The sequence below is a fragment of the Bradyrhizobium sp. USDA 4369 genome (assembly GCF_054056435.1).
Genome location: NZ_JBSRYH010000001.1, coordinates 4,314,965 through 4,338,198 on the forward strand (window position 1 = coordinate 4,314,965; position 23,234 = coordinate 4,338,198).

Consider the following 23,234-nt stretch of genomic DNA (forward strand, 5'->3'; position numbering starts at 1 on the left):
TTTCCAAGGATGCCGAACGACGTGGATGGCCGGGACAAGCCCGGCCATGACGGTGGAGAGACACGGGCTACTAATGTGCCGCGATGTCGGCGCGGCTGAGGTCCCACATCAGGCGGTAGATGCCGGCCGAGATCTGCGTCGCCAGCGGACCGTCGATCGCGGCGAAGCGTGTCGTCATCAAGGTGGCGATGGCGTGGCTGTCGGTGCCGTCGATCAGGATGAACCAATCGGCGTCGCGAGAACTCGCGGGCACGCCTGCGGCAGGCCCTGAGAGATCGGCATCGCCCTCGAGCAGGTGCATCGAGATCACGCCCTTGAGTTCGCGCGGGTCCAGCTCGATGTGCAGCGCGTCGCGCAACGCGTTGTCCTGTCCCGGCTTCGGCCGCAGGCGGATGATGCCCAGGACGGCGCCGCGCCCCGCGCCTTTGGAAATCGTGATGCGAGCGACACTGCGGATCATGGTCTTGAACCGCGCCATGACCGTCTTCGACCAGTCCGTCGGCGTTTCCAGCCGCGCGCGATAGGCGTCGCTGTCGAGCACGTCGATGCTCGCGGTCGAGTACAGGCAGAGATATTTCGGGCTGCCCTGGTCGGCGACATAACGCCGCGCCTCGATGAAGCCGGGGATGGCCACGCGCTCTTCGAGATGCTCGCTGTCGTACCAATGGTTGAAATCAGCTTCATGCTCGGCATCGATGTTCATCGATGTCAAAAGCATGCCTTTCCCGGCGATGGGCATCTTAAGGCTCCCTAAGCATGTGGCTGATCCTCATCCTGAGGAGGCCGCCATAGGCGACCGTCTCGAAGGATGAGGCCCGAAGCGATCGCGGGCCTCATGCTTCGAGACGGCGCTGGCGCGCCTCTTCAGCATGAGGGGAAGAAGGGGTGTGTTTAAGGCGCGGCCGTGCGCTTAGCCATATCGCAGATGGCTTTCATGACCGCATCGCGGATGCCGGGGTCATAAAGATTGTGACCTGCGGCCTCGACGACACGGATTTCGGCGTCGCGCCACACCTCCGCCAGACGTGCCGAGGTCGCGGGCGGACACAGCAGGTCGTAGCGGCCCTGCACGATGATGCCGGGGATGCCGGCGAGCTTCGTCGCGTCGCGCAGCAACTGGTCCGGCGCCATGAAGCTGTCCTGCGAGAAGTAATGCGCCTCCATGAACGGCGTCGCCGGCAGCGCGCTGCCCGAGCGGATCGCGAGCCGGTCGAGATGGCTGCGCGCCGGCTTGACCTCGGACAGAGCGCGCTCGGTGTCGTGCCAGGTGCGCGCGGCGGGGCCGTGGATGGCCGGATCCGGATCGAGGATGCGGCGGAAATAGGCGTCGCATGGATTGGCACGCTCGGCTTCCGGCAGCATCTCCAGGAAGTCGCGGTGCAGCGTCGGATGAAAGCGCGCCAGCGTCTCGCCGAACGCGGTTTCGACCTCGGCACGGGTGCCGAGAAAGGTGGCGCGCAGCACCAGGCCGGTCACGCGCGTCGGATGTGCCTCTGCATAGGCCAGCGCCAAGGTCGCGCCCCAGGAGCCGCCAGCGACGATCCACGTCTCGAAGCCGAATTTCGCGCGGATCGCCTCCATGTCGGCGATCAGGTCGGGCAGGGTGTTGTTGTCGCGGCTGCGCGCGGGGCGCGAGCGGCCGGCGCCGCGCTGGTCGAACAGCACGGCATGGAAGCGCTCGGGATCGAACAGGCGGCGGTGATCCGGCTGGCAGCCGGAGCCCGGGCCACCGTGCAGATAGACGGCGGGAATGCCGCCCAGGCGGCCGCTGCTCTCGACATAGATCTGGTGGCCGCCGGAGACGTCGAGCCATTCCGACGTCAGCGGCGTGAACGGATCGGTGCGGCGCGCGGCGGCGCGGCCGGCTTCGGCGTCAGGCATCGTTGCCGTTCTCCGGCGTGCCGCCGGCAAAGTTGCGATACAGGAACCGGTCCTGGCCCGAGGCCGCGTCGCGCTCGGCCTGCTTGAAGATGCTCTCGTGCAGCGGCGACAGCGTGCAGGCCGGGTCGGTGTTGGCGGCGTCGCCGGTCAGCGCGAAGGCCTGGCAGCGGCAGCCGCCGAAATCGATCTCGCGGAACTCGCAGCTCTTGCACGGCTCCTTCATCCAGCCGGTCCCGCGATAGCGGTTGAAGGCCTCGGAGTTCTGCCAGATCCAGGCGATCGAGTGGTTCGAACGCACCGACATGAAGTCGAGCCCGGTGATGCTCTCGGCGGCATGGCACGGCAGCACCTTGCCCGACGGCGAGATGTTGAAGAACTGCCGGCCCCAGCCGCCCATGCATTTCTTCGGCCGCAGCGCGTAGTAGTCCGGTACGACGTAGTCGATCGTCAGCGTACCCTTCAGCAGCTCGCGCGCCTCTTCGACGAGGCGATCGGTCTCCTCGAGCTGCTGATAGGTCGGCATCAGGCTGGCGCGGTTCTTCAAGGCCCAGCCGTAATATTGCACATTGGCGACCTCAAGCCGGTCGGCATCGAGATCGACCGCCATCTGGATGATGTCCGGCAGCTGGTGCAGGTTCTGCCGGTGCATCACCGCGTTCACCGTCAGCGGCAGGTCGAGCTCGCGGGTCCACTTCGCGACCTCGAGCTTCTTGGCGTGGCCGCCCTTGTAGCCGCCGACGCGATCGGCCACGACGGGTTCATTGCCCTGGAAGCTGATCTGGACATGGCACAGCCCGGCGTCGGCCAGCTCCTTCAGCCGCTCGCGCGTCAGCAGCACCGCCGAGGTGATCAGATTGGTGTAGAGCCCGACATCATTGGCGTGCGCGACCAGCTCGACGATGTCCTTGCGCGCGGTCGGCTCGCCGCCGGAGAAATGCACCTGCAGCACGCCGATCTCGGCGAGCTCCGACAGCACCTTCTTCCATTCGGCGGTCGTCAGCTCCTGGCCGGCGCGATCGAGCTCCAGCGGGTTGGAGCAATAGGGGCATTGCAGCGGGCAGCGATGGGTGAGTTCGAGCAGCACAGCGAGCGGAATGCCGTAGGTCTCGGCCACGGAGCCGCGCCGCTCCAGCACGGCGAGCCCGTCATTGCTGTCAACGGGCGGTGAGGTGTCGGTCAGCTCGGTCATGAGGTCGTCTCCCGAACCTCGGTCAGAAAGCCCTTGTCGGCGAGATCCTGTAGCATGGCCACGACGTCGGTCGCGATCACGTCGCGCGGCGCGGCATATTTGGCCGCCAGCTCGTCGATGATGCCGGCGACGCTGCGCACGCCGTCGCACAGTTTGAGCACCTCGACCGCAATCTCATCCGGCGCCAGCACCCGCTCCGGCGCCAGGATCACCCAGACCTGGCGGGTCTCGTCGAATTTGAGCTTGGTATGCCGCGGCAGCACCACGCGGCTGGTCTCGGCAACTTGGATGTGACGCGGGGCCATGGCGGGTCTCTAACACGTGTATGGGTGAAAGAAGTACAGCGGCTGCGCAGAGCTCGGTGCGCCCCCCTCCCCCTTGCGGGGAGGGGTCGGGGGTGGGGGTCTCAGCAAAGACTGCCCGTGTGGACCCCCCACCCCGACCCTCCCCCGCAAGGGGGGAGGGGGCGCACCGTTCGCAAGGCGGGAGGGTCGCTTCAAAGCAGGCACTGCTAGCTTTCTTTCGGCACGAAGGCGCCGGGCGGGATGTGGCCTTCGACATAGGCATGATACAGCGCGTCGAGCTGCACCCACAGCACGTTGGTCTTGAAGATCAGCGCGTTGCATACGGCGGCGCGCTGCTCCGGCGTGGTCGCATGCTCCTTGACGTAATGCAGTGCGAAATTGGCATCGCGCGGCGCCTGGGTGAGGCGGCGCTTGAAGTAGCTCATCGTGTCGTGATTGACGAAGCTGTAATGCTCCAGCATGCCCGAGATGCGCTCCTCGTGGATGCTCGGCGCGAACAGCTCGGTCAGCGACGAGGCGATCGCCTCCAGCGGCGAGCGGTCGCGGCAGAAATGCACATAGGCCTCCACCGCGAAGCGCGTCGCCGGCAGGATGCCTTCGGTCGATTCCACATAGGCCGTGTCGAGGCCGAGGCCTTCGGTCAGCTTGAGCCAGCGCTCGATGCCGCCCTCGCTGCCGACATCGCCGTCATGATCTTCGATGCGGTGTCGCCATTCCAGCCGCGTGGCGCGGTCGCGGAAGCGCGTCATCACCATCGCGTCCTTCAGCGGGATCGTCGACTGGTAGTAGTAGCGGTTGAGCGCCCAGGCCTGCACCTGGCCCTTGTTGAGCTTGCCGCTGTGCAGCAGCTTATGGAACGGGTGGTGATTGTGATAGCGCGTTGCGCCGATATGGCGCAGCGCCGCTTCCAGTTCCGCAGCATTGTTCAGCGTCACGCCGCGTCCGATCGACAGCGCCGTCATTCCGCTCAGATTGACCTCACTCACAATACGATCTCCATCCCTTCAGCGGGGATTTCCCATCCCTCGCGTTCCAACGTCTGCCGCTCGGGTGAGGCGTGCAGCCACGCCGGATTGGAGTTGTTGATGTGCAGGAAGATCTTCCTGCCGATCCCGAGGTCCGCCAGCTGCTTGATCGCGCCGCTTTCTCCGGACATCGCGATATGTCCCATGCTCTGCCCGGTCTTGCTGCCGAGTCCGGCCTGGATCATCTCGTCGTCGCGCCACACCGTGCCGTCGAACAGCACCAGCGGCGCGCCCTTCAATTTCATTCTCAGCTCATGGTCGACGTCGGCGCAGGCGGCAATGACGTAGCAATATTGCCCGCTTTCGAGGTCGGCGATCCTCAGCCCCAGCGTGTCGCCGGCCGATGCGCTGCCGCCCGGGTGCTGCTTGTCACGCAGATACCAGGCGCTGGTGCCGGACACCGCGAAGGCCGTGATCTCCAGGCCGGACGGCGCGCCATCCTGCAGCAGCGGCCGGAACGGAACATCGATCACGATCGGAACGCGCTTGACGGTCTCGTCCTTCAGCACATCGAAGATGTTGTTCGAACGCAGGATCGCAAGCACCTTAGGGTGCGCATGGATCGAAAAAGGCGAACTCTCGCGCATCGACAGCAGCCCGGTGATCGCGTCGATCTCGCCATTGGTCAGGATCACGCCGGCGATCGGGCTGTGGCGCAGCGCGCCCGGCTTCGGATGCAGCTGCGGCGTAGAGGTGACCTGATGGCGCAGGTCGGGCGAGGCGTTGATCAGGAACCAGTTGGCGCCATCGGCGCTGACGGCGACCGACGCCTGGCTGTTGCGGATCTCGGGATGGTCGGAGCGGGCGGCACGGCACACCGCGCAGCCACAATTCCATTGCGGGACTCCGCCGCCCGCGGCGGCGCCCAGGACGACGAGGCGAAGCATGAGCCGTCTCCTGGAATTCAGCTCTGGTGACGCACGCGATTACCAGCGGCAGGACGACCAGCAGTCAAGGTGACGCAAGTCAGGGTGAAGCGGGGCACGACGCAGCAAGCAAAGCGCGAGCAGGTAGATCGCGTAGCAAGCGACACAGCAAAGCAAGCTGGCGAAGCAACAGGGAGCGACGAGGGTGAACATCGGACCTGCGTAGGGGCTGGCTCATACGCGATCACGGATGCCCACCCTCTGGCGCCGACGTCCTGGTCGGGCGGGACCCTGGACGTCACACCCGCGAATTATTTGCGAGCCGCGCAGGCATACATGTTGATTTCCATGCCAACCGGCACTTCAACGATCTTCGGTGCTTTCCAGGCCATTGTCCTCTCCTTCAAGACGGGACGGTTATCGTCCTCAGATTTAAACTACCGTGCCACGAAAAGTTCGCCAGTGGAATTTTCTGTTTTGAGCCTTTCAGGCCTGTTTATTGCAGTGCGAAGCCGCAGATGCGAATTGCAACCGTTTTCACCGCAACGGGTCGTGAAAACAACGGATTCGTGATCGATGGCTTCGCAATGCGGTTCAGTTCAGTCCCTAGCTTCAAGGGTCTGAGCTGCCTGGATAAAGCAGATGTGAGACGTTCGAGCCTTCAAAATCCCAGCGCGCGACCCCATTGGAAACTGACGATGCCTAGATATTTCTTCAACACACGGATCGGCGAGGAACTGGTCTCCGACACCGACGGTGAAGTGCTACGCAATCCAGACCGCGCCTGGGAAGTGGCGCGCGACATGATCAAGGAACTGCTCCGCACCGAAGGTGGCAATGCCGCCCTGATGACGGCGGTCATCGAGGTCACCGATGAGGATGGCGAGATCGTGCTGGAGTTTCCGTTCTCCGAGGCCATCTTCAACATGACCGCGCAATCGATGACCCGGCATTGAGCGCCGGTGGACCTGCGCCAGGCGTGGCATTGCCTGCCGTCGGTCGCTCACATGGATATCGGTCACATGGATGACGGCGTGTGGCAGCCGGGCCGCGTCAGGCCGAATGACGGGGCCGCATCAGCTCGCCGCGCGTGCTGGCGATCCCCATCTCGAAACTGTCGGCGATCCGTCGCGCGCGGATGATGAAGAGGTCGGCGAGATCCGGCGCGAACAGGTCGCGCGCCGTCGCCTCGAACAGCTGCAGCCAGCGATCGAAATGCGCGCCTTGCAGTGACAAGGCCAGATGCGGCCGCATCGGCGCGCCATTGTAGCGGCCGGTCTTCAGGAACATCGACGACCAGAAATCGCTGATCCGGCCGATATGCTCGTCCCAGTCCGCCACCGCGCGATTGAAGATCGGCCCGATCAGCGCGTCCTCGCGCGCGCGGCCGTAGAAGGTCTCGACCAGCAGGCGGATCGAGGCATCGTCGAGTTCCGGATGTTGAACCGCGAGAGGATGGCGGTCGGTCTGGGCAGCAGGGCTATTCATGCCGCTGGATATAGGCGCTAACCGCGCCGATGGGAATGTCCGAGGGCTTGCCCGGCCTCATGGTTCTCCCGGCGATGCGAAGCATCATCCGGAGACGCGCCGGGGACGGCGCTCCTCACCATGAGGGTGAACATCAGCGATGCGGCCAACAAACATGGCTGCGAATTCCGCCCTCATCCTGAGGAGCCCGCCGTAGGCGGGCGTCGCGAAGGATGGCCGCGGTGAAGGTGTCGCTTCAATAGCGGTCGCCGATTACGGTAGGGTGACGAACTCCACCCAGTTCGGCTTCTTGCCGACGGCATATGATTTGATCTTCTCCAGCGCGCCGCTGGCGGCATCGATGCGGTAGACGGTCATGCCGTTCGACACCTCGCCGACGGCGGCGAGATAGCGTCCGCTGGGATCGATGGCGAAGCCGCGCGGCTGCGTCTCGGTCGGCACGCTGCCGATCGAGGTCAGCCGGCCGCTGGCCGCATCGACCTTGAAGGCGGCGAGCGTGTTCGAGCCGCGCTCGGAGGCGTACAGGAACTGGCCGTCAGGCGTCACGTGAAGATCGGCCGCCCAGGGCTTGCCGGTGAAGCCGGCGGGCAGGGTAGAGAGCCGCTGCTGCTCGCTCCAAAGGCCCTTGTCAGCGTCATAGCCATAGACGGTGAGATCGGCGTTGAGCTCGTGCAGCAGATAGATGAACTTGCCATTCGGGTGGAAGACGAAGTGGCGCGGTCCCGACTTCTCCGGCGTCTTGACCGTCAGCGCCTCCTTGCCCGTCAGCGTGCCGGTGGCTGCATCGAAGGCGAAGCCGAGCACCTGGTCGGAGCCGAGATTGGTCGCGAACACGAAGCGGTTGTCGGGCGAGGGCAGGAAGGCGTGAGCATTGAGCCCGGTCGGGATCACCTGGCTCGGCGCCGCCACGACGCCGTTGGCCTGCACCGGGTTCACCGCCACCTTGTTGCCGCCATAGGAGGCGCTGAACAGCACCTTGCCGGTGCGGTCGAAGGCGACGTTGGCCATGCTGTCGGCGAGTGGCCCGTTGCCGATATGGCTGAGCTGGCCGGTCCTGGCGTCGATCGCAAAGCTCTCCGCGAGGTAAGGCTGCGCGCGCACGCAGGCGATCAGCACCGTCTTGTCCGGGCTGACCGCGAGCGGGGTCGACGAGCCCGGCTTCTCGACGCCGACGAACGCGGCCGTCTGCACCGGCACCATCTCGCCGGTCATCGTGTCGAACTTGAACACGCTGATATCGTTGCTGTCGGCATTGCCGACATAGGCGTAGGTCGCGGCGGAGGCCGCGCGCGGCGACAGCGTTGCTGCAGCGGCGAGAACGAATGTTGCGGCCATGATGGTGCCCGATCTGATCATGTGGTTTCCCCCTTTGTGATGTTCTTGCTTGAGCTCTTAAAGTCGATTGCGAAGCTTGGCCAAGCTTGTTTCCGGATCGATCGATGCAGGATCGGTATTGATCGTGTCGCCGCGATCGTCGCTGAGGCGACATGCAAACCGGCTGTTGAACAGGCCGACAATGTGTTTCTCCGTCGTGCCCGGGCTTATCCCGGGCATCCACGTCGGTCCACGGGGCCGCACGCCGTGGATGGCCGGGACAAGCCCGGCCATGACGAGGAGGAGGGAGCGAGAGCTACAAGAACCCATGCGGTTTGTTGCAGCGGCTATGCCGGAGTGCGGCGCCGCGACGGCTTTCTCCCGCCCGGTCTGCACGCTACAAGCGACTCGTCACCACGGAGCTCCCCATGACCGATCTCTGGCGCCTTCCGGCTGCCGATCTCGCCGCCCTCATCAAGTCGAAACAGGTTTCCGCCAGGGATGCCGCGACCGCGGCGCTGGCGCGGCTCGATCAGGTCAACCATCAGATCAACGCCGTGATCGACCATCGTCCCGAGGACGTGCTGCAGCAGGCCGACGCGATCGACGCCCGGCTCGCGCGCGGTGAGGATCCGGGGCCGCTCGCCGGCGTGCCCGTGACGATCAAGGTCAATGTCGACCAGATCGGCTACGCCACCACCAACGGCCTCAATCTGCAGAAGGACGCGATCGCCTCCGCGCACAATCCGGTCGTCAACAACTTCGTCAAGGCCGGCGCCGTGCTGCTTGGCCGCACCAACACGCCGGCGGTGTCCTATCGCTGGTTCACCAGCAACCTCATCCACGGCCATACCAAGAACCCGCGCGACCCCGGCATCACGCCCGGCGGCTCATCGGGCGGCGCCGGCTCGGCCACCGCCGCCGGCATCGGCCATATCGGCCACGGTACGGATATCGCCGGCTCCGTGCGCTATCCGGCCTATGCCTGCGGCATCCACGGCCTGCGCCCGACCGTCGGCCGCATCCCCGCCTTCAACACCTGCCTGCCCGAACGTCCGATCGGCCCGCAGATCAGCGCCGTCTCCGGGCCGCTCGCCCGCACCATCAACGACGTCAGGATTGCGCTTTCGGCGATGTCAGCGCGCGACGTCCGCGATGTCTGGTGGATGCCGGTGCCGCTCGAGGGCCCCCCCTTGCCGAAGCGCGTCACCCTCTGCGTCAACCCGGACGGGCTGAACCCGGTGCCGGAGGTGGTCGCCGCGCTGCGCGACGCCGCCAAGCGCCTGGAGGCCGCCGGCTGGACCGTGGAAGAAATCAAGGACACGCCGCCGATGCAGGAGGCCGCGCTGCTGCAGACCCGGCTGTGGCTCGGCGACGGCTACGAGGCCCAGCTCGCCGCGGCCGAGAAGGAGGGCGATCCCGGCGCGCTCGCCTGCCTGCGCGGCAACCGCGACAAGGTGCATCCGTTCGACCTGTCGCAGACGCTGGCGCGCCGCGCCGCGCTGACCCGGCAGTGGCTCCTGTTCATGGAGCAGCATCCGCTGCTGCTGATGCCGGTCTCCGGCATGCTGCCCTTCGCCGATCAGCTCGACCGCAAGGACGAGGAGTCGTTCAAGCAGGTCTGGCACGCGCAGCTGACGCAGATCGCGATTCCGTTCTTCGGCCTGCCGGGCCTGACGGTGTCGACCGGCATGGTCGGCCGCGTGCCCGTCGGTGTGCAGCTCGTCGGCCAGCGCTTTCGCGAGGACATGTGCCTTGCCGCGGGCGAAGCCATCGAGGCCGGCGGCACGCCGCCGTCGCCGATCGATCCGGTGGTGGCCTGAGCCATGGCGAGCCAGATGGCCAGCATCTACGATTTCACCGCCGCCTCGCTCACGGGCGAGGAGGTGCCGCTGAAGCGCTTCGAGGGCCAGGTGCTCCTGATCGTCAACACCGCGAGCGCTTGCGGCTTCACGCCGCAATATCGCGGCCTGGAGGCGCTGCACCGTGCCTATGCGGGCAGGGGCTTTGCCGTGCTCGGATTTCCCTGTAACCAGTTCGGCGCCCAGGAGCCCGGCACGGCCGAGGAGATCGGCGCGTTCTGCTCCACCAAGTACGATGTCACCTTCCCGCTGTTCGCGAAGATCGACGTCAACGGTGCGGAGGCGCATCCGCTCTACAAGTTCCTGAAGGGCGAGAAGACCGGCCTCTTGGGCTCGGCGATCAAATGGAATTTCACCAAATTCCTGGTTGATCGCCAAGGCAATGTGGTGTCGCGCCATGCGCCGACCACCACGCCCGAGGCGTTGAACAAAGAGATCGAGGCACTGCTGTGAGCGACAACGAGACCTTCACCTTCCCCGACCGCCTCTCGGTCGATCCGAAGAGCCCCTATTACAATGCGGAGATCCTGTCGCGCGACGTCGGCATCCGCTTCAAGGGCGCCGAGAAGACCAATGTCGAGGAATATTGCATCAGCGAAGGCTGGATCCGCGTCGCCGCCGGCACCGCCAAGGACCGCCACGGCAACCCGCTGACCATCAAGGTCCACGGCCCGGTGGAGCCGTATTTCAAGGATTGAGGGCGGGCGCGTCCGCCGCCTGCCGGATCGTTTCGGAAGCCTGCTTCTCCGCACCGTCATCGCGAGCGAAGCGACGCGATCCAGGGCCGTACAAGGACTCTGGATTGTTTCGCTCCGCCGCTCCGTTCGTCATGACGCGGAAGGAGCCGGTTCCACCCCCAACTGTCATCGTCCGCGAAAGCGAAAGCGGACGATCCAGTATTCCGGAGACGGCAGTGACGAATCGCGAGGCCGCGGCGTACTGGATTCCCCGCTTTCGCGGGGAATGACGGCGGAGCATGGGGCAGGCCGCTGTGCCCTGGTCTTGGCAGGTTACCCCACGTCCAGCCGCCGCTAACAACTTTGAGCGTTGTTCAAAAATATATTGAACGTTGCTCAAATTTCGCTACACTCACCCTTGTCCGCCACGTCGGCACCGGTTTGCGACGCGCAGCGCCCCAGGCGTTGCCGCGACGGCCCGCGCGTGCGTCAGGCAGAGTGGCAAAGGGTGATGACGATGTCCTATTCGGAACGAGATCTGCGCGTCGCCGCCGGGGCCGGCGTGATCGGGCCCGACGAGTTGCAGCGGTTGCTGACCTACCTCGAGCAACAGACGAAGGCGGTTCCCGCGCCCCGCGCCAAATTCGATGCCGCGCATTTGCTCTGGTACGCCGGCGCGCTGATCGTCATCGGCGCCATGGGCCTGTTCTCGACGGTGGCGTTCTCGCAGATGGGCGGCCGCGCGCTGACCGCCTGCGCGCTCGCCTATGCCGCAGCCTTCGGCTTCGCCGGCAACCACGTGTGGCGCCGCGATCTGCGCGTCCCCGGCGGCCTGCTGATCGCCATCGCCGTGTCGATGGCGCCGCTCGCCGTCTACGGCGTGCAGGAGGAGTTCGGCTGGTGGGGCCGCTACGGCAAGCCCGGCACGGTCCAGGACTTCTACGTCTGGATCAAGGGCAGCTGGCTGTTCATGGAGCTCGCCACCGTCGCGGCGGGCGCCATCGCGCTGCGCTTCTACCGCGTGCCCTTCATCGTCGCGATCATCTCGGTGGCGCTGTGGTTCATGTCGATGGACCTGACGCCCTGGATCTTCAACGTCAGCCACATCGACTGGGAGATGCGCCGCGTCGTCTCGATCTGGTTCGGCCTCTTCATCCTCGTGACGGCCTGGATCGTCGACTACAACAGCCAAAGCCGCGACTTCGGCTTCTGGCTGCATCTGTTCGGCCTGATGGCCTTCTGGGGCGGCATCAGCGCCACCGAAGGCGCCACCGAGCTCGGCAAGGCCGTCTATTGCCTGCTCAACGTCGGCCTGCTGCTAACAGCCGTCATCATCGTCCGCCGCGCCTACGCCGTGTTCGGCGCCATCGGCATCACGATGTATCTCGGCCACCTCGCGGATGTCGTGTTCAAGGACTCGCTGCTGTTCCCGTTCGCGCTGTCGCTGATCGGCGTTGCGGTGGTCGCGGCGGGGCTGGTGTATCACCGCAAGCAGGGAGTGATTGCGGAGTGGCTGGGCGCGAATCTGCCGGCGGCGGCGCTGCGATTGCGGCCGCACGGCCCTCTTGGGGAATAAGGCCGAGAAATCAGAGATCGATGTTTAAATTGCAGAAGTCGCGTCAGAGTATATCCTGCTGTTTCAGGGCATCAGTCACTTCCGGTGAGCATCGTCTGCCAACTGCAAGGGAGCAGTTCTCATCTCCCGAAGGTAGGTCAATAGCACTCTCCTATACTGGCCCAAGTTCGAGCTGCAGACCGTTGTTGGAGTAGAGAGGATATGGAAATGCAGCTCGTTAGATTGCCGATCGCAGCGCTTGAAGGACGTATGAAGCGCGAGATTGTTCCCACGGAGACCACGCGTTCGTCGGCGAACTATAGGCGCTATGCTGGATTCTAAGGGGCCACTATGAGTTCACACGGCACGATCAATCTTACCGACCAAGTCGACTTGCTCTATGTTTGCGGCATCGGCGGATGGAGCGATCTGTACGTGATCTCTCCACATGGCAAGATCTCAGTCCGAATGACGCATGTGTTTGGCGATCCTATCGTAGAATTATCAAGCCTTTGTTGCTCACTCTTGCGAGGTGAAATCCGTAGCATGGCAAGGTTGCGTGATGAGCCGGGTTTGCCCCTCGTCACAGCGTCTGTCACATTGAGCAACGGCATCTGGCGCGCGTGGAGTACTGGGATTGCCGCAGCTGGGATGATCTTCCACAGCAGGGCATGCTCATTCTAAGTGTAGACGTCAAGATTAGGCAATTCGTCGGTTTGATGTACCGCCAATTCGAGAAAGTGCGGTGGCTATATAATGACCCCAGTTTTCAAGAGAAGCGTGACGCATTTCCACATTCCTCATTCGAAGCATTCGAACGGCTGTGGGTGACATCAGCGACTTAGTTTGTTCGTGATCTGGTCCGAGGGAGCGCGATTCGGTGACACTGTCACCGAATCTCGAATCTGTCCGACTGTCAGCGCCGCGTAGCCTAGAGCCGCGGCTCCAAGCGCACCGCCCACCAGGGCTGCGGCGGCGATGAATGATGCGCGTGCCGCTGTTCCCATCGGACATTTCTGCAGCGGGCCGTCCACAAGTGCAAGATTCCTCCCGCCAGATGTCGGGACCAGCCAGTCTCCGTCGTCCTTCGAGCACAACGCCTGCACCAAGCAGCGAGCCGTCAAATCGAACCAGGAGCAGCAATCATGCGGATCACCGTCGAAACCACCGTCGCAGCCCCGATCGATCAGGTCTGGCGCGCCTATACGACGCCGGCCGACATCGTGAAATGGAATGCCGCCTCGGACGACTGGCATACGACCAAGGCCAGCGTTGACCTGCGGGAAGGCGGGGCGTTCTCGTCGCGGATGGAGGCCAAGGACGGCAGCTTCGGCTTCGACTTTGCGGGTACGTACACCAAGGTGGTCGAGCACGAGCTGATCGCCTACGCGTTCGGTGACCGGAAGGCCGACGTTCACTTCGAGCCCGGCCCGAAGGGCGTCCTCGTCCGCGTTGTCTTCGATCCGGAAACGGTTCATCCGGTCGAGCAGCAGCGGGAAGGCTGGCAGGCGATTCTCGACAGCTTCGCGCGGCATGTGGCGGCGACGCAGAAGGCGTCCTGAGCGGAGTCCGAATCTCTCCCCTTGACAATTTCCGAAAATCAGCAATGATGCGCGCGTCCTGCCCCATCGCGGAGGGGCGTACGCGTCGTCACGAACGTCGGGGCAGGGATGCGGTGGCCGTGAGGATGTCGGCAGACGACCGGCGTCCTTGCGGACGGAGAAGTCGTGTGGTCCTGGCCTCTCGACGCTGAGGTCAAGTTCGCGCTGTTGCTTGACGGCACGCGCGGGCGATGGGGGCAAAAGCGCCCGATCCCCAGGGAGAGCACGAAGGACACCGTTCAAACCATCGCGCAGGGAAGGCCGGAATGCACCGGTCGGACCTGTGGTTCCTGCCCCGTGCACTTTCTTACGCACGGGGGCCATGGGTGTGGCCAGCACCCGGTCTTCCCTGCGCCCTCTGCACTGATCGGAGGGACATGATGATGGAACACTCGGGCGTGAAGCGCCGCGAGAGTGCGATCGCGCGTCCCTGGCTGTTTGAGATGTGAAAGCGGTTTTCCCACGATGTCGTCCCGGGCAAGCCGTGATGCGCGGAGCGCGTCGCGGCACCGACCCGGGACCCATACTCCGCGGCGGATGTGGCGTGGGGAAGTCTAACGACGAGGCTGCCTCAAACTGCTCCCTGGGAGTATGGGTCCCGGCGTTCGCCGGGACGACAGCGGTGTTTGGTGCTCCGGCGCACCATCTCACCGGGCGTCATTGCGAGCGAAGCGACGTGTCCGCCGAAGCCTTATAGGCGAAGGCGGAAGCAATCTAGGGCTGCGCGCGAGGCCCTGGATTGCTTCGGCGCAAGTGCGCCTCGCAATGACGGAGTTTGGGGTGGGCCTCGTGCCTCAAGGCCAACTTGCCTCAAGGTCAACGCGCCTCAAGACGGCACGCCGGCTGCTGATGCGATCGAACGCGTCCGCGCAATTCTTACGACGACAACCTCATGTCCAACAACCGTCGGCCTTCGCCGCGCAGCAGCTTCTTCACGGCGCTGGAGGCCACCACCTCGCCGTCATTGGCATAGGCCTCGTGGTTCTTCTCGATGTCCTCGAGCCGGTACAGATAGTTCACCATCACGGTCGCCGACTCGCGCTGGCCCTTGGCGGAGAGGTCGCCGAGCCAGTTGATGCGCTCGAGGCGGGCGCCGTTGCCGAGGTGGAAGCGGGCGACGGGATCGATCACCTTGCCCTTCGGCGTGCGCGCCTTCAGGAAGTAGTGCGCGGCGAGCGGCTCGATCACGGGGCGCAGCTCGGCGGACATCTCGGCGTCCTCGAACCAGCGTGGCTCGTTCAGGAGCTTCAGCACGTTGCGATCCTCTTCGGTCGCATCGGTCGTCGATTTCAGCCAGTTCATGAAGCCCGGCACCGGCGACAGCGTGACGAAGGTGTCGAGCTTGGGCAGCTCGCGCCGCAGTTCCTCGACGACCTGCTTGATCAGGAAGTTGCCGAACGAGATGCCGCCGAGGCCGCGCTGGGTGTTGGAGATCGAATAGAACACGGCGGTGCGGGCGCGATCGGCCGGCACCGGCGTGCGGTCGACCGCGAGCAGCGGCGCGATCGCGCCGGGGATGGTCTCGGTCAGCGCGATCTCGACGAAGATCAGCGGCGCGTCGGGCATCGCCGGATGGAAGAACGCGTAGCAGCGGCGGTCGACTGGATCGATGCGGCGGCGCAGATCATCCCAGTCATGGATTTCATGCACGGCCTCGTAGCGGATGATCTGCTCCAGGATATTCGCCGGCGTCGACCAATCGATCTTGCGCAGCACGAGAAACCCCCTGTTGAACCACGAACTCAAGAGATGCACGATGTCGCGATCGAGCGCGGCGAGTTCCGGATTCGCCTTCAGGAGATCCAAGAGATCGGTGCGCATCGCGACCAGCTCGGGCGTGCCGCCCGGCGCGCGGTTGAGGCGGCGGATCAGCTCCTGCCGCCGCGGCTCCGAGGCGAAATGCAGCGCGCTCGCGCCTTCGTCCGAGGGCGCCGCGCGCCAGTCCTCGATCGCCTTGGCGAGCCTGGTCTTGTCGGGACCGAAATCGTGCACCAAAGCGGTGAAGAACGCCTTGCGGCCCTCGGCATCGAGATCGTGATAGCCGTCGAGCACATCGCGGGCCATGGCCGTGCCCGAGGCCTCGCCGGCGCCGGACACCAGCGCCTCGCACAGCTCCGCGAGACTCGTCGCATCGTGCTTGTCGACCGGGGCGCTGCCGCCGCGCAGCAGCGTCCGGCCGCGCTCGGAAATCGTGGTGATCAGGTCAGTGAAAAACGCGTTGGCCATCTGGTCTCAGTCGAATCCCCGCAAAGCGATGGCGGCAATGTTACATGGATTTATGGCAAAGGTGGCGACATTCAACCATAACAAATCGTCAACGCCGCCGTCACCGCGTGCATGCGCCCATGATACGCGGAGGTCATGCGCCGGACTGCTCGGCGAAGTCGGTCGGCGTCCGACCGGTCACCTGCCGGAACGCATGCGAAAACGCCGGCACGCTGGCATAGCCGAGATCGGCGGCGAGCTGCTTGACGGACAGATGACGGTCGGTCGACAAACGCTCGATCGCGGCGGCGATCCGGGCGCGCTGGCACCACGCCTTGAAGCTCAGCCGCGTCTCCGCCGCGAACAGCCGCGACAGCGTGCGGGCGGAGCTCCCGACCTTGCTCGCCAGGGTCGCGAGATCCTCCTCAGTCGCGGGCGAGGCGAGGACGAGCAGGGCGGCGCGCCGTGCGCGCGGATCCTGCGGCAGGGGGATGAAGGTCGAGGAATCCTCGGCGCGGCGCAGTTCGAGCAGCGCCAGCCGCACCAGCAGAGCGGCGCGCTCGGCGCCGCCGTCTGGAGCGAACAGCGCCAGGATCGTCTGATGCAGCAGCGGCGACACCTGCACCACGAATTCGCGGTCGAGCTGCAAACCGCGTGCCGCCTGCTTGAGCCAGTCGAGCTCGAAATAGAGCGTGCGCATCTGGCTGTCGGCCAGCATGTCGATGGCGTGGACATGGCGTGCGGGAACCCAGACCGCGCGATCCGGCGGTACCAGCCAGCGGCCCTGCGGCGTCGTCACCTGCATCGTGCCGCGCGATGCGTAGATCAGCTGCGACTCGCGGTGCATGTGCGGATCGAGCCGCGCGCCCTTCTGATAGCTGCGTGCGATCAGATGGACGCCGGGCTCGGTCGTCATCCGGTCGGCGCCGAGCGCCTTCAATGGCGTGTCCACGATGGTCATTGGCGCCTTCTCGTTGGGGCAGGCCAGTATAACCGATTTGTCCGGGAATCGAGGATCTGCGCATGAACAGCCCCCGCCGCGTCATCGGCTTCGTCAACGCCGCCCATTTCGTCGACCATTACGCGATGCTGATCTTCGCGGCCGCGGTCATCATCATGGGCCCGGCGCTCGGCATGGCCTATGCGGAGCTGCTGCCCTATGCGACGCCCGGCTTTGTCGCCTTCGGCGCCGGCGCGCTTCTGACCGGCTGGCTCGGCGACCGCTGGAGCCGGCGGCACATGATGCTGATCTTCTATCTCGGCATCGGCCTGTCGATGATCTCGGTCGGCCTGGTGCAGACGCCCTGGCAGCTCGGCGCGGCGCTGTTCGCCATCGGCCTGTTCGCCTCGATCTATCATCCGGTGGGAACCGCGATGCTGGTGTCCTATGCCGACCGGCTCGGCCGTGACATGGGGCTGAACGGCGTGTTCGGCAATCTCGGCGTGGCGTCGTCGGCGCTGGTCACCGGCATCGTCGGGCAATATCTCGGCTGGCGCTTCGCGTTCATCGTGCCCGGGATCGTCACGGTCGCCCTCGGCGTGGCCTTTGCGATGCTGGTCGCGCATGAGGACCGCAGGGGATCGAAGCAGGCGGCGGCGCAGGCCCGCGTCGCGCGCGACCAGATGTGGCGCGTGGTGCTGGCGCTGCTGCTGGTCGTGATCGCGATCTCCACGACCTTCAACGCGATCACAGTGGCGCTGCCAAAGCTGTTTGCGGAGCGGCTGGCGGGGCTGACGCAGAGCCCGGCGCTTCTCGGCATCATTGCGGCGGGTGTCTACGTGTTCGGCGCGCTGACGCAATATACGATCGGCCGGCTGCTCGATCGTCACACGCTGAAGGCCGTCGCGCTGCCGCTCTCGCTGGTGCTGGCGCCGCTGCTCTATCTCGCTGCCGATGCCCGCGACTGGACGCTCATCCTGGCCTCGATCGGCATCGTGATGGGCGCGTTCGGCCAGGTCACCGTCAACGACGCGATGGTCGGCAAATACACTGCGGAAGAGTGGCGTTCGCGCGCTTATGCTGTGCGCTATTTCGTCGGCTTCACCGCGGCCGGCGCCTCGGTCGGTCTGGTCGCCTGGCTGTATGAGCGCGGCGGCTTCGTCACCATGCTGCAGGCTTTCGCCGCGCTGGCCCTGGTCGCGATCGTCGCCGCGCTGATCCTGCCGCCGGAGCTTCCGGCGGCGCGACCGGCCTTGCGCGTGTCGCCGGCAGAATGAGGATGCGGTGCGGCGCTGGGCTCACTCCGCAGGCTGCACGGTGATCGCCTTGACCTCGCGTCGGTCGTAAGCAGCAACGGCAGCGCAACACGCCGCCATCGTCGCGCGCGGCCCGAGAAAGCAGGGCTGGTGCCGATCCACCCAAAATGTCACAATTGCCATGCGCCCGTCGCCGCCGCAGCTTGCGCCGCCGGTGGGGCGGGCACACCTGTCAGAACAGACGCGCATACTAACATCATTATTAGTCGCAGGCCTGCCCGTTTAGTCGTGACCTAAGGATTGAACCCAATGTCATTGAGGATCGACGGATGATCAATCGCCATGGATGGATGCGCGTGCTCGGCCTGGCGGCCGCAGCGGGCGTCGTCGCGACGCAGGCGCTTGCGCAGACCGACGCGCAGCGCAACGCGATCAAATCGGCTTGCCGCTCGGACTACATGGCGAAATGCGCGAGCGTGCCGCCCGGTGGTGCCGCGGCCTTCCAATGCCTGCAGAAGAACATCGCGGGTCTGTCGGGCCCTTGTCAGACCGCCGTCAAGGCGCTCGAACCCGCCGCGGAGGCAAAGCCTCCTGCCGACGTCAAGCCTGCTGCCGAGGCAAAGCCGGCGTCCGCGCCGGTCGTGAGCAAGCCGCAGGAAACCGAAGCACGCAGGCCCGCTGTCGAAACGGCCAGACCCGTCACGCAACCGGTGACGCCGGCCGTGCCCGCGCAGCCCGTCACCGCAGCCAGATCCGAGCCGCCGTCGAAGCCCGCCGCCGCGAAACCTGAGCCGACCAAGCCGGGCGGACCGGGGGCGGCGAAGCCCACCACCGCCGGGAGCGCAAGCCCGGCGGCGTCGACCGCTGCAGTGCCGCCGGCGACCGCTCCCGCCGCCGCGGCAGCCGTGCCAGCCATGGTGCTTCGACCGCTGCGGCCGCTGGAGGAATTGCGGATCATGAGGGCGGCGTGTGGCGCGGATGCGCGCACACTTTGCAGTGGTATTGCAGCCGGCGGCGGCCGCGTTGCCCGGTGCCTGGCTGCCAATGCTGGCGCGCTATCAGCCGGGTGCCGGGGGATGCTGGCCGAATTCGCCGCCAACCGGTAGCGGAGGAGGTCGCCGGCAGCGCGGCCGACCCATGCGCAACACCATGAAGCCGTTTCGATCCACCCAATTTGTTACAGTTGCCAAGCTCCGCCGCCCCGGCAAATCTCCGGCGGATATTTGACCTATCAATGACGACGATCGGGAGTTTGACATGCGCACCATTTTCTCACGTATCGCTTTTTCCAGTCTGTGCGGTCTGTTCGTCCTGACATTGATGCCGTTCGTATCAATGTCGGATGCCCATGCCGTCGTGTGCGCGCGCGGCGTCGTCCGTGCCGGCTGCGCCGGTGCGGCCGGCGCCGTTGTCGTGCGGAAGCCGCCGGTTGCCGCCGTTGCATGCCGGACCGTGGTGGTGAACGGCGTCAGGGTTCGGCGCTGCGTTTAAGCCGGGTTTAATCGGTTTTCGATATGGGCTAATTCGAAATGGACATGACGACGCGCAAGTTTTGCGCGTCGCGTGATGCTTTGCACAAGCAAAGTAAGCTGTATTTAACATTGCTCCCCGCAAGGTGCCGCCCGGATCCACCTATGCAATTCGATGGGAGAGGGCCATGTTGAAGTGGCACTGGCTGCGCAATGCAGCGCTGATCGCTGCGGTATTTGCGTTGTTCAGCAACGGCGCTGATGCGGCCAGTTTGAAGGAGGAGATCGCGCCGACCGGCAAGCTGAGAGTGGCCGTGGCGGTGGGCCCGGCGGGCGGGGCGTTCTGGTGCGTCAAATCCGACAGTGGTTATACGGGCGTGCCTGTCGAACTAGGCAAGGCGATGGCTGCCCAGGCCGGCGTGCCGGTCGAGTTCGTCGAACATCCGAACGCGAATGCGATCGTCGAGGATGCCGCACAGGGCGCCTGGGATGTCACCTTCATCCCCAAGGACGCCGAGCGTGAGAGCAAGCTCTCATTCGGCCCCGTCTACGACTCAGTCGATACGACGTTCATCATCCGCGCCGGGCTCGACATTCCGAACATCGCTGCACTCGACCAGGCCGGCCATGAGGTTGCCGCGATCAACGACACGACCGTGCTGCGGGCGACGAAGGGGTTGATGAAAAAGGCGACGGTGACCGGGTTCAAATCCTACGACGAGGTCCACGCGCTGCTGTCGGCCGGCGAGATCGATGCGCTGGCGCTGGCCCGCGACCAGCTCACGATCCTTGCCAAGCAAATCCCGGGCACCAAGGTGCTCAGCGACACCTTCAAGAAGACGGACACGGCCGTCGCGGTCCCGCTCAAACACCCGCAATCGCAGGCCTTCGTGACCAAGTTCATGACGGACGCAAAAGCAAATGGTCTGCTCAAGAAGGCCTACGGCGCCAACAATCTGAGCGAATCGACGCTGTTCACGCAGTGAGCATCCCGGGCCGGATCGAGCTCATCGTCCAGATTGCGCTCTCCCCGCCGACCCCAGCAGGGAGAGACCGCAAGTGATAGCTCAGTTCGGCGCCTTCCTGACGATTGGATCGAGCCCGCTCTCCGCGATGGTCTTGCGCGCATCCGGTGAGCCCAGGAACTTGATCAGCGCCTTGCCCGCCTCGGGCTCCCTGGCGTTGGTGGCGATGCCGGCCGAAAACACGGTGATCTTCTGCAGGCCCGCCGGCAGCGGTCCGACGATGTCGATGCCCTTCACCGGCTTCAGCTCGCTGATCTGCTGAAAGCCGATCTCGGCTTCGCCCTGGGCCACGATCTCGCCGACCGGGGTCGCCGGTATCATCCGCGCTTTGCCCTTCATCTCCTCCCGGATGCCGAGTCTGTCGAACATCTCGGTGGAGACGTAGACGCCGCTCGCGCTGTCCGAATAGGCGATGGTCTTGGCGGCGATCAGCATGCGCTTGACGGCATCGGCGTTCGAAATGTCGGGATGCGGGGTGCCCGACTTCACAGCGACACCGATCGGCGAGTTGGCGAGCTCGACAAGACTGTCGGGCATCACCTTGCCCTTGGTGGTGAGGTCGCTGAGCGCATAGCCGACCATGATCAAGACATCGGCCGGCTCGCCGCGCTCGAGGCGGACCGGTATCGCATTCGCCGTCGTCCCCATCGACGGCCCATAGGCGATCTCGACCTTGTGGCCAGAGCGCCGCTCGAACTCCGGCACCAGCGATTTGAAGGCGGCGGTCATGCCGCCGGAGATCATGACGTGGATCTCCGCAGCCTGGGTCGCGGTAGACAGCAGCAGCGCGGCCGAGAGGGTGAGACCGAACAGGCGCAGGCGGGTCGAGAAGGTCATGGCAGGCTCCGGGGCAGACGGCTGGGGGCCGAGGGCGACCTGGATAGCTCGGCTGCGGCGAGAAGGCTAGATGCCGGGCTGACAGGCGTCCGGCGCGTGCCGGACGCGAGGCGGCGGCAGGACGGGCCGTCGTTCAGCAATCAGTCCTGCGCGTGTCATCGCCGTGGTTGCCGTGTGGCGGGCGTCATCCGCCATCCCGCGGTTCAGCCGGCCTGGTAGGCGGGGGCTGAGGCCAGGAAGTCACCATAGGCGTCCGCGTCGGGGGGCGTGAACATCTCGGCCAGGGCGCCTCTCTTCCTGCGCGTCGCGCCGATATCGGCGAGCAGCTCGTCGAAATGCTTGAAGTGATACGGCGCGACGCATAGCCCGCCATACACGCCGGCCGCCGGCCGTTCGACCCGCTTGAAGCGCAGCATCATCTCGATGTTGTCGCGCATCTCGCGATCGCTCGGCTGCCGGGCCAATTGCTTGTCGGCGTAACGCACCAGCCAATGGGCCGCCATGTCGGCGCAGAGCACGGTACAGAAACTCGAATTGAAGCCGACAAAGCCCATGTCGGGCAGGTCGGGATTGGCGATCAGCCGATAGAGGCGATACTGCCCGTCCGGATCGACAAGCTTGGCGCGATCAGTGTCCGACAAGAAGGGAACGCCGAGCTTGTAGCCGATGGCAAGGATGGCGACGTCCGCCGCGATCCGCTCGCCGCTGCTCGCCACGATCGCATTCGGCTCGTAGTGATCGAATGTTCCGAGCACCGCCTTGATGCGGCCATCGGCGACCATCGGATAGAAGTCGGGGGTCGCGATCGGCACCGAGCAGTTGACGCCGTCCTCGATCCTCTCCTTCGGCACCATGTTGCATTTGCCGAGCTTCAGCTGTGCCTTGAGCAGGCTCTCGAGGCCACGCCAATTGGCCCAGACGAATGGCTTCGCCAGCTGATGGGCGAACCGCGAGAGCGGGCCGATGCCCCAGCTCGCGAACATCTGCTCCTGTGCGCGAATATACAGGATGCGCTTGAAGTTGATGAGACCGCCGATGAAATAGGGAATGCGCCAGACCGGCTCGCGAAACACGATCGTCACAGAGCGCGCGCCCGAGCGTACCGCGTTGACCGCGATGTCAGTGGCGGATTTCGAGCCGCCGAGCACGACGATGTTGCGGCCCTTGGCAAGGGTGGCGTCATTGTATTTCGAGGAGTGCATGATCACGCCGCCGGCGGCCTTGAACTGATCCTCGCCCGGTAGCGACAGCGTTTGCGGCTCGTTGAACTGCCCGGTGCAGACGGCCACGAAATCGAAATCTTCGCGCCGCGCGCCATCTCCGCTCTCAAGATCGAGCGTCCAGCCCGGTCTGCCGTCGGCGCGGCGTCGCATCGACCGGACGATGGTGTTCAGCCGCGTCAGGCGCGTGAGGTCGTGGCTCCTCGCATAGTCGGCCAGGTAGGCGTAGACCTGCGGCCCCTTCGGCCATTCCGGATAGGCATCGGGCATCGCCTTGTCGGTGTAGCGATAGAGCTCCTTGGGGCTCTGGGTCTGGACGTCGGGATAGGAGCGGGCCGGCTCCCAGACGCCGCCGAGATCGGCGCTTCGTTCGATGATGGTGACGTCGTGGCCGCGCGCCTTGAACGCCTTTGCGGCTGCGAGGCCGGACACGCCGGCGCCGATCACGCAGACATTCTTTCGAGCAATCATGAGATCTCCTGCTGGCATGAGCGCAGCCGCGTGCGGGCAGCGTTCGTC

The 23,234-nt window shown here is 65.2% G+C and carries 23 protein-coding genes; 10 read left to right on the top strand and 13 right to left on the bottom strand.

What is annotated here, in order from left to right; translation table 11 throughout:
* Positions 1–70: 70 nt before the first annotated feature.
* From ACVIJ6_RS19355 to pqqA, 7 genes are all read right to left on the bottom strand, one after another.
* Positions 71–739 carry a hypothetical protein gene (locus ACVIJ6_RS19355; RefSeq protein ID WP_456773989.1) on the bottom strand — a complete coding sequence of 223 codons (669 nt, stop codon included), beginning with the start codon at positions 737–739 and terminating at the stop codon, positions 71–73.
* Positions 740–891: 152 nt separating this feature from the next.
* Complete coding sequence (gene pip, locus ACVIJ6_RS19360) at positions 892–1,881, bottom strand: prolyl aminopeptidase (RefSeq protein ID WP_456773990.1); 990 nt, start codon at positions 1,879–1,881, stop codon at positions 892–894.
* Complete coding sequence (gene pqqE / locus ACVIJ6_RS19365; RefSeq protein WP_456773991.1) at positions 1,874–3,070, bottom strand: pyrroloquinoline quinone biosynthesis protein PqqE; 1,197 nt, start codon at positions 3,068–3,070, stop codon at positions 1,874–1,876. Before pqqE ends, pip begins: the two co-directional genes overlap by 8 nt.
* Entirely contained in the window at positions 3,067–3,375 is a 309-nt protein-coding gene (gene pqqD / locus ACVIJ6_RS19370; protein ID WP_456773992.1) for a pyrroloquinoline quinone biosynthesis peptide chaperone PqqD, read from the bottom strand. Before pqqD ends, pqqE begins: the two co-directional genes overlap by 4 nt.
* 206 nt (positions 3,376–3,581) lie before the next feature.
* Positions 3,582–4,337: a pyrroloquinoline-quinone synthase PqqC gene (gene pqqC, locus ACVIJ6_RS19375; RefSeq protein ID WP_456777029.1), complete on the bottom strand. Its 756-nt coding sequence runs from the start codon at positions 4,335–4,337 to the stop codon at positions 3,582–3,584.
* Between the two features lie 20 nt (positions 4,338–4,357).
* Entirely contained in the window at positions 4,358–5,287 is a 930-nt protein-coding gene (gene pqqB / locus ACVIJ6_RS19380) for a pyrroloquinoline quinone biosynthesis protein PqqB (protein WP_456773993.1), read from the bottom strand.
* 290 nt (positions 5,288–5,577) lie between these two features.
* Positions 5,578–5,658, bottom strand: a complete 81-nt coding sequence (pqqA, locus tag ACVIJ6_RS19385; protein ID WP_012029362.1) for a pyrroloquinoline quinone precursor peptide PqqA — start codon at positions 5,656–5,658, stop codon at positions 5,578–5,580.
* 306 nt (positions 5,659–5,964) lie between these two features.
* On the opposite strand from pqqA, the gene ACVIJ6_RS19390 reads away from it, so the two are divergent.
* Complete coding sequence (locus ACVIJ6_RS19390) at positions 5,965–6,222, top strand: DUF6894 family protein (protein WP_006614239.1); 258 nt, start codon at positions 5,965–5,967, stop codon at positions 6,220–6,222.
* Positions 6,223–6,319: 97 nt separating this feature from the next.
* Here the strand turns inward: ACVIJ6_RS19390 and ACVIJ6_RS19395 are convergent, their stop codons facing one another.
* Positions 6,320–6,754, bottom strand: coding sequence for a group III truncated hemoglobin (locus ACVIJ6_RS19395; RefSeq protein ID WP_456773994.1), 435 nt, complete (start codon positions 6,752–6,754; stop codon positions 6,320–6,322).
* A 252-nt stretch (positions 6,755–7,006) separates the two neighbouring features.
* A complete protein-coding gene (locus ACVIJ6_RS19400; protein WP_456773995.1) occupies positions 7,007–8,110 on the bottom strand; it encodes a lactonase family protein in 1,104 nt (367 codons plus the stop codon).
* Positions 8,111–8,496: 386 nt separating this feature from the next.
* Here ACVIJ6_RS19400 and ACVIJ6_RS19405 point away from each other — a divergent pair, with 386 nt between their 5' ends.
* The 5 genes from ACVIJ6_RS19405 (at position 8,497) to ACVIJ6_RS19425 (ending at position 13,724) form a co-directional block, all read left to right on the top strand.
* A complete protein-coding gene (locus ACVIJ6_RS19405; protein ID WP_456773996.1) occupies positions 8,497–9,891 on the top strand; it encodes an amidase family protein in 1,395 nt (464 codons plus the stop codon).
* Positions 9,892–9,906: 15 nt separating this feature from the next.
* The gene (locus ACVIJ6_RS19410) at positions 9,907–10,383 is read left to right on the top strand and encodes a glutathione peroxidase (protein WP_456777030.1); all 477 of its coding nucleotides are present in this window, start codon (positions 9,907–9,909) and stop codon (positions 10,381–10,383) included.
* Complete coding sequence (locus ACVIJ6_RS19415) at positions 10,380–10,628, top strand: DUF3297 family protein (RefSeq protein WP_006614234.1); 249 nt, start codon at positions 10,380–10,382, stop codon at positions 10,626–10,628. Before ACVIJ6_RS19410 ends, ACVIJ6_RS19415 begins: the two co-directional genes overlap by 4 nt.
* A gap of 496 nt (positions 10,629–11,124) precedes the next feature.
* Complete coding sequence (locus ACVIJ6_RS19420; RefSeq protein WP_456773997.1) at positions 11,125–12,183, top strand: hypothetical protein; 1,059 nt, start codon at positions 11,125–11,127, stop codon at positions 12,181–12,183.
* Between the two features lie 1,124 nt (positions 12,184–13,307).
* Positions 13,308–13,724 carry an SRPBCC family protein gene (locus ACVIJ6_RS19425; protein WP_456773998.1) on the top strand — a complete coding sequence of 139 codons (417 nt, stop codon included), beginning with the start codon at positions 13,308–13,310 and terminating at the stop codon, positions 13,722–13,724.
* Between the two features lie 915 nt (positions 13,725–14,639).
* Here ACVIJ6_RS19425 and ACVIJ6_RS19430 read toward each other — a convergent pair.
* Together ACVIJ6_RS19430 and ACVIJ6_RS19435 are read right to left on the bottom strand one after the other, a co-directional pair.
* Entirely contained in the window at positions 14,640–15,989 is a 1,350-nt protein-coding gene (locus tag ACVIJ6_RS19430) for a malonyl-CoA decarboxylase (protein WP_456773999.1), read from the bottom strand.
* 133 nt (positions 15,990–16,122) lie between these two features.
* Complete coding sequence (locus ACVIJ6_RS19435) at positions 16,123–16,929, bottom strand: AraC family transcriptional regulator (RefSeq protein ID WP_456774000.1); 807 nt, start codon at positions 16,927–16,929, stop codon at positions 16,123–16,125.
* A gap of 62 nt (positions 16,930–16,991) precedes the next feature.
* Between ACVIJ6_RS19435 and ACVIJ6_RS19440 the strand changes: the two genes are divergently transcribed.
* The 4 genes from ACVIJ6_RS19440 (at position 16,992) to ACVIJ6_RS19455 (ending at position 20,619) form a co-directional block, all read left to right on the top strand.
* Positions 16,992–18,185 (top strand): MFS transporter, encoded by a 1,194-nt coding sequence (locus ACVIJ6_RS19440; protein ID WP_456774001.1) that lies wholly within the window; start codon positions 16,992–16,994, stop codon positions 18,183–18,185.
* 308 nt (positions 18,186–18,493) lie between these two features.
* On the top strand, positions 18,494–19,270 hold the full coding sequence (locus tag ACVIJ6_RS19445) for a hypothetical protein (protein WP_456774002.1): 777 nt from the start codon (positions 18,494–18,496) through the stop codon (positions 19,268–19,270).
* 151 nt (positions 19,271–19,421) lie between these two features.
* A complete protein-coding gene (locus tag ACVIJ6_RS19450; RefSeq protein WP_250171863.1) occupies positions 19,422–19,655 on the top strand; it encodes a hypothetical protein in 234 nt (77 codons plus the stop codon).
* A gap of 166 nt (positions 19,656–19,821) precedes the next feature.
* A complete protein-coding gene (locus ACVIJ6_RS19455; RefSeq protein ID WP_012046151.1) occupies positions 19,822–20,619 on the top strand; it encodes a transporter substrate-binding domain-containing protein in 798 nt (265 codons plus the stop codon).
* An 81-nt stretch (positions 20,620–20,700) separates the two neighbouring features.
* Here ACVIJ6_RS19455 and ACVIJ6_RS19460 read toward each other — a convergent pair whose 3' ends face one another.
* Both ACVIJ6_RS19460 and ACVIJ6_RS19465 read right to left on the bottom strand, forming a co-directional pair.
* A complete protein-coding gene (locus ACVIJ6_RS19460) occupies positions 20,701–21,495 on the bottom strand; it encodes an extracellular solute-binding protein (protein WP_456774003.1) in 795 nt (264 codons plus the stop codon).
* 203 nt (positions 21,496–21,698) lie between these two features.
* Positions 21,699–23,186: a flavin-containing monooxygenase gene (locus ACVIJ6_RS19465; RefSeq protein WP_456774004.1), complete on the bottom strand. Its 1,488-nt coding sequence runs from the start codon at positions 23,184–23,186 to the stop codon at positions 21,699–21,701.
* Positions 23,187–23,234: the final 48 nt, after the last annotated feature.

Excerpts from the sequence above, each read along its gene's own strand:
- ACVIJ6_RS19355 (WP_456773989.1), bottom strand. The coding sequence starts at position 739 with ATGCCCATCGCCGGGAAAGGCATGCTTTTGACATCGATGAACATCGAT.
- pip (WP_456773990.1), bottom strand. The coding sequence starts at position 1,881 with ATGCCTGACGCCGAAGCCGGCCGCGCCGCCGCGCGCCGCACCGATCCG.
- pqqE (WP_456773991.1), bottom strand. The coding sequence starts at position 3,070 with ATGACCGAGCTGACCGACACCTCACCGCCCGTTGACAGCAATGACGGG.
- pqqD (WP_456773992.1), bottom strand. The coding sequence starts at position 3,375 with ATGGCCCCGCGTCACATCCAAGTTGCCGAGACCAGCCGCGTGGTGCTG.
- pqqC (WP_456777029.1), bottom strand. The coding sequence starts at position 4,337 with ATGACGGCGCTGTCGATCGGACGCGGCGTGACGCTGAACAATGCTGCG.
- pqqB (WP_456773993.1), bottom strand. The coding sequence starts at position 5,287 with ATGCTTCGCCTCGTCGTCCTGGGCGCCGCCGCGGGCGGCGGAGTCCCG.
- pqqA (WP_012029362.1), bottom strand. The coding sequence starts at position 5,658 with ATGGCCTGGAAAGCACCGAAGATCGTTGAAGTGCCGGTTGGCATGGAA.
- ACVIJ6_RS19390 (WP_006614239.1), top strand. The coding sequence starts at position 5,965 with ATGCCTAGATATTTCTTCAACACACGGATCGGCGAGGAACTGGTCTCC.
- ACVIJ6_RS19395 (WP_456773994.1), bottom strand. The coding sequence starts at position 6,754 with ATGAATAGCCCTGCTGCCCAGACCGACCGCCATCCTCTCGCGGTTCAA.
- ACVIJ6_RS19400 (WP_456773995.1), bottom strand. The coding sequence starts at position 8,110 with ATGATCAGATCGGGCACCATCATGGCCGCAACATTCGTTCTCGCCGCT.
- ACVIJ6_RS19405 (WP_456773996.1), top strand. The coding sequence starts at position 8,497 with ATGACCGATCTCTGGCGCCTTCCGGCTGCCGATCTCGCCGCCCTCATC.
- ACVIJ6_RS19410 (WP_456777030.1), top strand. The coding sequence starts at position 9,907 with ATGGCCAGCATCTACGATTTCACCGCCGCCTCGCTCACGGGCGAGGAG.
- ACVIJ6_RS19420 (WP_456773997.1), top strand. The coding sequence starts at position 11,125 with ATGTCCTATTCGGAACGAGATCTGCGCGTCGCCGCCGGGGCCGGCGTG.
- ACVIJ6_RS19425 (WP_456773998.1), top strand. The coding sequence starts at position 13,308 with ATGCGGATCACCGTCGAAACCACCGTCGCAGCCCCGATCGATCAGGTC.
- ACVIJ6_RS19430 (WP_456773999.1), bottom strand. The coding sequence starts at position 15,989 with ATGGCCAACGCGTTTTTCACTGACCTGATCACCACGATTTCCGAGCGC.
- ACVIJ6_RS19435 (WP_456774000.1), bottom strand. The coding sequence starts at position 16,929 with ATGACCATCGTGGACACGCCATTGAAGGCGCTCGGCGCCGACCGGATG.
- ACVIJ6_RS19440 (WP_456774001.1), top strand. The coding sequence starts at position 16,992 with ATGAACAGCCCCCGCCGCGTCATCGGCTTCGTCAACGCCGCCCATTTC.
- ACVIJ6_RS19445 (WP_456774002.1), top strand. The coding sequence starts at position 18,494 with ATGATCAATCGCCATGGATGGATGCGCGTGCTCGGCCTGGCGGCCGCA.
- ACVIJ6_RS19450 (WP_250171863.1), top strand. The coding sequence starts at position 19,422 with ATGCGCACCATTTTCTCACGTATCGCTTTTTCCAGTCTGTGCGGTCTG.
- ACVIJ6_RS19455 (WP_012046151.1), top strand. The coding sequence starts at position 19,822 with ATGTTGAAGTGGCACTGGCTGCGCAATGCAGCGCTGATCGCTGCGGTA.
- ACVIJ6_RS19460 (WP_456774003.1), bottom strand. The coding sequence starts at position 21,495 with ATGACCTTCTCGACCCGCCTGCGCCTGTTCGGTCTCACCCTCTCGGCC.
- ACVIJ6_RS19465 (WP_456774004.1), bottom strand. The coding sequence starts at position 23,186 with ATGATTGCTCGAAAGAATGTCTGCGTGATCGGCGCCGGCGTGTCCGGC.